Source organism: Pseudoalteromonas sp. 120-MNA-CIBAN-0494 (assembly GCF_040308885.1).
In the GTDB taxonomy this organism is placed as follows: domain Bacteria; phylum Pseudomonadota; class Gammaproteobacteria; order Enterobacterales; family Alteromonadaceae; genus Pseudoalteromonas; species Pseudoalteromonas nigrifaciens.
The window spans coordinates 1-5,873 of the sequence record NZ_JBEOOE010000064.1 but is presented as its reverse complement, the minus strand read 5'-3'; the positions used below and the strand labels follow the sequence as shown (position 1 = coordinate 5,873).

The 5,873-nt window shown below is 41.6% G+C and carries 4 protein-coding genes; all 4 read left to right on the top strand.

All coding sequences use genetic code 11. The annotated features are described in order from the left end of the window. Positions 1-1,781 (top strand): type I restriction-modification enzyme R subunit C-terminal domain-containing protein (locus tag AAEY55_RS17825; RefSeq protein WP_350552544.1); only part of this gene is annotated, 1,781 nt, incomplete at its 5' end. Beyond that, positions 1,782-2,777 carry a virulence protein RhuM/Fic/DOC family protein gene (locus tag AAEY55_RS17820; RefSeq protein WP_350552541.1) on the top strand — a complete coding sequence of 332 codons (996 nt, stop codon included), beginning with the start codon at positions 1,782-1,784 and terminating at the stop codon, positions 2,775-2,777. It abuts the gene before it with no gap. A gap of 224 nt (positions 2,778-3,001) precedes the next feature. Next, positions 3,002-4,582, top strand: coding sequence for a class I SAM-dependent DNA methyltransferase (locus AAEY55_RS17815; protein ID WP_350552538.1), 1,581 nt, complete (start codon positions 3,002-3,004; stop codon positions 4,580-4,582). Then, on the top strand, positions 4,579-5,769 hold the full coding sequence (locus AAEY55_RS17810; protein WP_350552535.1) for a restriction endonuclease subunit S: 1,191 nt from the start codon (positions 4,579-4,581) through the stop codon (positions 5,767-5,769). The genes AAEY55_RS17815 and AAEY55_RS17810 overlap by 4 nt, the downstream gene beginning before the upstream one ends. Positions 5,770-5,873 lie beyond the last annotated feature (104 nt).

Here is a 5,873-nt window from a genome sequence, read left to right as displayed (position 1 = left end):
GTGCCAGCCTGAGCCCGATATCGACAGCTTGTTACCCTGGAATTTTAAAACATAGGTGTAGTTCGCTAGACGCTCACCAATTAGAAGAGCAAGGCATTGATCCGAACGAGCTCGACTTTGATGCAAAACAAATAGACGAAGCCATTAAAAATAAAGACACCAACAGGCTCATACTGCGTAACCTAATGGAAAAAGGCCTGCGCGATAAAGACGGCCAACTGCCAGGTAAAACAATAGTATTTGCCCGTAACATAGCCCACGCCGAATTAATGGCGCAGCTGTTTAGCGAGCTTTACCCGCAGCATGGTGCTAATTTTTGCCGCGTTATTCACTCAAAGTACGAACGCGCTGAAGAGCTAATAGACGACTTTAAATCAAGCGACGAAAACAGCGTACGCATAGCCGTATCGGTCGATATGCTCGACACCGGCATAGACGTACCAGAATGTGTAAACCTTGTATTTGCCAAACCCATAAAATCAAAAGTAAAATTTTGGCAAATGATTGGCCGTGGCACACGCTTATGCGAAAACCTATATGGCCCAGGTAAGCACAAAACTCACTTTTTAATATTCGACCACTGGGCAAATTTTGAATACTTTGATGAAAACCCAGAAGAAGAAGACGTAAAACAAGCTAAATCGTTACTGCAAAAGCTATTTGAAGCGCGGGTAACCCTTGCACAAACCGCCCTCAAAAAAGCCAATATGGATGTGTTTGATCAAACAATAAAATTAATTCACGACGATATTTGCTTACTGCCAATGGAATCAATATCGGTGCGCGACAACTGGCAAGTGGTCGAAACCTTTAAAGACCTAAAACGCCTTAATCAGTTTATCCCTGATGATGTACAAACGTTGCTAGAAGAAGTAGCGCCGCTTATGCAATGGCGTAACATTATGGGGCAAAGTGAAGCGTATAAATTTGATTCTGAGCTAACCACCATTCAAACGCTGTTAATTACCGATGAAAGCCAAATTGATTTAGCTAAACAAAATGTAATGAACAAAGTTGAATCGCTACAAATGCACTTAAACGAAGTACGTAGCAAAGCACCTGCAATAGCAGAAATACAAACCGAGCAATATTGGCAGTATTTAACCCATGCAGCGCTTGAGCAAAGCCGCATTAATTTACGCAGTATTATACACCTGCGTAATAAAGACATAACACCGCCAAAAAGTGACTTTGTGCTTGATATAAAAGAAGACGCAAACCAAATACACGAAGCTGATAGGCTTACAAAAATAGTCTCTATTGATTATCAAATATACCGACAAGAGGTTGAAAAAACACTCACCCCGTTATTTGAAACCGACAGCGTTCTGCAAAAAATTCGCAATGGCGAACAAGTAACCGAAGCCGACTTAGCGCAATTAAGCTCGTTAGTGCATACGCAAAACCCAAGTGTTGATTTAAATACATTAAAAGAGTTTTTTCCCGAATCAACCGCTAGCTTAGATAAAATATTGCGTACCATAGTCGGTATGGACAAAAACGCCATAGAGCAGAGCTTTACAACCTTTGTGCAGCAAATACACACCCATGTTAATGCCAAGCAACAGCGCTTTATTGGTATGTTAAAAAACCACCTAATTCGCCACGGCTCTATTGAAATAGCCCAGCTTTACGACGCACCTTTTACACAAATACACGATATGGGGCTCGATGGCGTATTTAGCCAGCAACAAGCCGACGTAATAGAGCAATTTATTAAGCAGTTTGATGTACAATTGGGTGATAAAAACCAATCTGTTGAAAAAGAGGTGAGATTGTAAATGGCTAATCAAGGTGTTGTTATATACCAAACTCCGGATGGTTCGTTATCTTTTGATATTCAATTTAAAGATGAATCGCTTTGGATGTCTCAAGCGCAAATGGCTGATTTATTTGGAACGAAGCGACCCGCTATTACAAAGCACTTGTCTAATATTTTTAAGACTGGTGAACTGGAGCAAGAAGTGGTTAGTTCCATTTTGGAACAAACCACTGAACACGGTGCAATAGCTGGGAAAACACAAAAATCAAAAACTAAATTTTACAATCTTGATGCTATTATTTCCGTGGGCTACCGCGTTAACTCAACCCAAGCAACGCGCTTTCGCCAATGGGCGACTAAAACATTAAAGCAGCATTTATTAAAAGGCTACACTTTAAACCAAGAGCGATTAGCACAAAATGCAACAGAGCTAGATAACGCATTACAACTCGTTAAACGTATTGCTGTTTTGCCACAAAACAGTGAGTTTGGTGCAGGGCTTGTAGATATAATTGCCAGTTACACGCAAACCTTCTTATGGCTACAACAGTATGATGAAGGACTGCTTAATTCACCAAAAGGGGAGTTAGGCGGCGCACTGACACCACTTAATGATGCAAAAATCGCGATTGATCAGCTTAAGCAAAACCTTATAAACAAAGGCGAAGCCACCAAGTTATTTGCACAAGAGCGTAACAACGGCCTAAATGCAATTTGGGGCGCGTTAGATCAAAGTGTATTTGGTGAGCCTGCCTACCCAAGCATAGAAAGTAAAGCGGCGCATTTATTATATTTTGTTGTTAAAAACCACCCATTTAGTGATGGCAATAAACGCACCGCAGCATTTTTATTTGTCGATTTTTTAAATCGTAATCAACGCCTGTTAAATGAGCATTACCAACCCGTAATAAACGACACAGGCTTAGCGGCTATTACTTTATTAGTGGCTGAGTCAAACCCTAAAGAAAAAGACACCATTATTCGCTTAATCGAAAATTTATTAAGCCAAAATTAAATAGCACAAAGCGTAGGTCGGATAAGCCAAAGCGCCATCCGACTATGTTGGATAAGGCAAAGCGCCATCCGACGATGTTGGATAAGCCAAAGCGCCATCCGACGATGTTGAATAGCCAAAGCGCCATCCGACGATGTTTGATAGGGCAAAGCGCCATCCAACAATGTGATATAAAAAATTAATTAACACAATGAGCGCAATAAACCGCTCAAAATAGGAACACTATGATCACCGGACCTTTAAAAAGTAAAATAGACAAACTATGGGAAGAATTTTGGACAGGCGGAATAACTAACCCGCTGACCGTAGTAGAGCAAATTACTTTTTTAATGTACGCCCGTATGCTCGACATGAACGAGCAAGCCGACGAAAAACGAAGCGCCCGCACAAACAAACCATTTAACCGCCGCTTTAGCGACGCCGAGCAACATTTACGTTGGCAAAATCTGCGCCATTTAGGCTCAGAAGAGTTATACAAACTGGTTAAAGATGAGCTGTTTCCGTTTTTTTCAAAAACCTCAGACGACGTATCGCCAGAAGGTGCGGTATTTAACGAGTTTATGAAAGACGCGCAATTAATGATTCAAAAGCAAAGCCTATTGGTAAAAGCGGTTGAAATGGTAAACGACCTACCGCTTGAAAACTCCGACACCAAAGGCGATTTGTACGAATATCTATTAAGTAAACTCACCACCGCAGGCATTAACGGTCAGTTTAGAACGCCGCGCCATATTATACGCGCTATGGTCGAAATGATGGACCCAAGCACCACCAGCCAAATTTGTGACCCATCTACCGGCACCGGTGGCTTTTTATCGGTAAGTTACGAATACCTATTACAAAAATACACATCAGCCGAGGGCATCGAGCGCGAACCAGTGCTCGACGTAAATGGTAATATACAGCTTGATGACAGCGGCAAACCGCTTGAAAACCTTCTCTACTCAGGTGATTTAATTACCCCAGAGCAGCGCAGCCACATAGATGCTCACATGTTCAACGGTTTTGACTTTGACGCAACCATGCTGCGCGTAGCCGCCATGAACTTAGTAATGCACGGCATTAAACAACCGGGCATTCATTACCAAGATACCCTAAGCCAAAACTTTAAAGAGCACTACCCGCAAAAGGCAAAAGAAGGGTACGACATAATACTCGCCAACCCGCCATTTAAAGGCAGCCTAGACGAAGAAGACGTATGCCCTGAGTTATTACGTAAAGTAAAAACTAAAAAAACCGAGCTGCTATTTGTTGCCCTTATAGAGCGCATGTTAAAAGTGGGCGGGCAGTCGGCGACTATCGTGCCCGACGGCGTACTATTTGGCTCATCAAAAGCGCACGTACAACTGCGCCAATTATTGGTAGACAACAACCAGCTAGAAGCCGTAATTTCACTGCCAAGTGGCGTGTTTAAACCCTACGCCGGTGTATCTACCGCCATACTCATATTTACCAAAGGCGGCAGCACCGACCACGTATGGTTTTACGACGTGCAAGCCGATGGTTTCTCACTAGATGATAAACGTACTCCAATAAAAGCAAACGATTTACCAAGCTTAATCAGCGAATTTAAAGCTCGTGATAAATCACAAGCGACAAGTGATAGCAATGATAAAACCCAGAAGGCATTTTGGGTCAGTAAAGACGACATAACCAGCAATAAATACGACCTTTCAATCAACCGCTACAAAGAAGTGGTATACGAGGAAGAAAGCTACGATCCGCCAAAAGAAATATTAGGTAAGCTAGTGAGTTTAGAAAATGAAATACTGGCTGATTTAAAAGAGCTGGAGAAAATGCTGTGAGTTGGCCGGTTGTAAAGTTGTCGGATGTTGCGGAGTTGATTAATGGCGACAGATCCAGCAATTACCCTAGCGGTGAAGAGATCGTTGAAGAAGGTATTCTATTCTTAAGCACAAAAAATATCGTTGAAAATAAAATAGATTTAAGTCAAAAGAACTTCATTACAAAAGAAAAGTTTAACTCGCTCGGACGTGGTAAGTTACTTAAAAATGATTTGATCATTACACTTAGGGGAACTCTAGGGAGCTGTTGTATTTTTAATACAGAATTTGATACTGGCTTTATTAATGCTCAGATGATGATAATTCGCTGTAAAGATGAAGTATCCAATAGGTACTTACATTATTACTTAACGTCTTTACGAGTTAATTGTGAATTTCAAAGAGCAAATACCGGATCTGCTGTACCTCAACTAACAGGCAGACAACTAGCAGAACTTGAAATCCCTCTACCACCACTGGACGAGCAAAAACGCATTGCCGCGATTTTAGATAAAGCCGACGCCATCCGCCGCAAACGCCATCAAGCCATCCAACTCGCCGACGACTTCCTACGTAGCGTTTTCCTAGATATGTTCGGCGATCCCGTCACTAATCCGAAAGGCTGGGAATTGAAGCCTCTCGCCTCTTTGTGCAGAAAGATTACAGATGGCACTCATCATTCACCGCCTATAGTTGAAAAAGGCGTGCCTTACGTAACAGCAAAGCATTTGAAGAAAACAGGGTTAGAATTTCATGCTAAACCTTGGTACGTGTCGGAAGAAGAACATAAAAAAATATTCTCTAGGTGCAATCCTGAAAAAAATGATGTTCTCTACATTAAAGATGGCGCAACGACGGGCCTTGCTGCAATAAATGAATATGGCTTTGAGTTCAGTATGCTTTCAAGTTTGGCTCTCTTAAAGCCAAATTTTGAATTAGTTAACTCAGAGTTTTTATGCATGTTTTTGAATCATCCAAGAACAAAATTAGTTTTAACTGCGAATATGGCAGGTGCAGCTATTACAAGACTCACATTAGCGAAGATCAAAGATGTACAAGTACCTTTACCCGACATAAATACTCAGGAAAAGTTCAAAGAAGTATATCTCTCTGTAAGGGCTCTTTCAAATAAGGTTAAAGCAAGTGATGGATTGAGTGAGCAAGAATTTAACTCTCTAAGCCAAAAAGCCTTTGCGGGCGAACTATAACGCGATTTATAAGAATAATAACAAGGATGTTGAACAAAGCCGCTACGCGGAGCTAGCAACTTCTAGCATAATTGCCACACTTGTCATTGGGACTTCCCCCTATT

Bases quoted from the DNA above. Each gene is read 5' to 3' on its own strand.
- AAEY55_RS17820 (WP_350552541.1), top strand. From the start codon at position 1,782: ATGGCTAATCAAGGTGTTGTTATATACCAAACTCCGGATGGTTCGTTA.
- AAEY55_RS17815 (WP_350552538.1), top strand. From the start codon at position 3,002: ATGATCACCGGACCTTTAAAAAGTAAAATAGACAAACTATGGGAAGAA.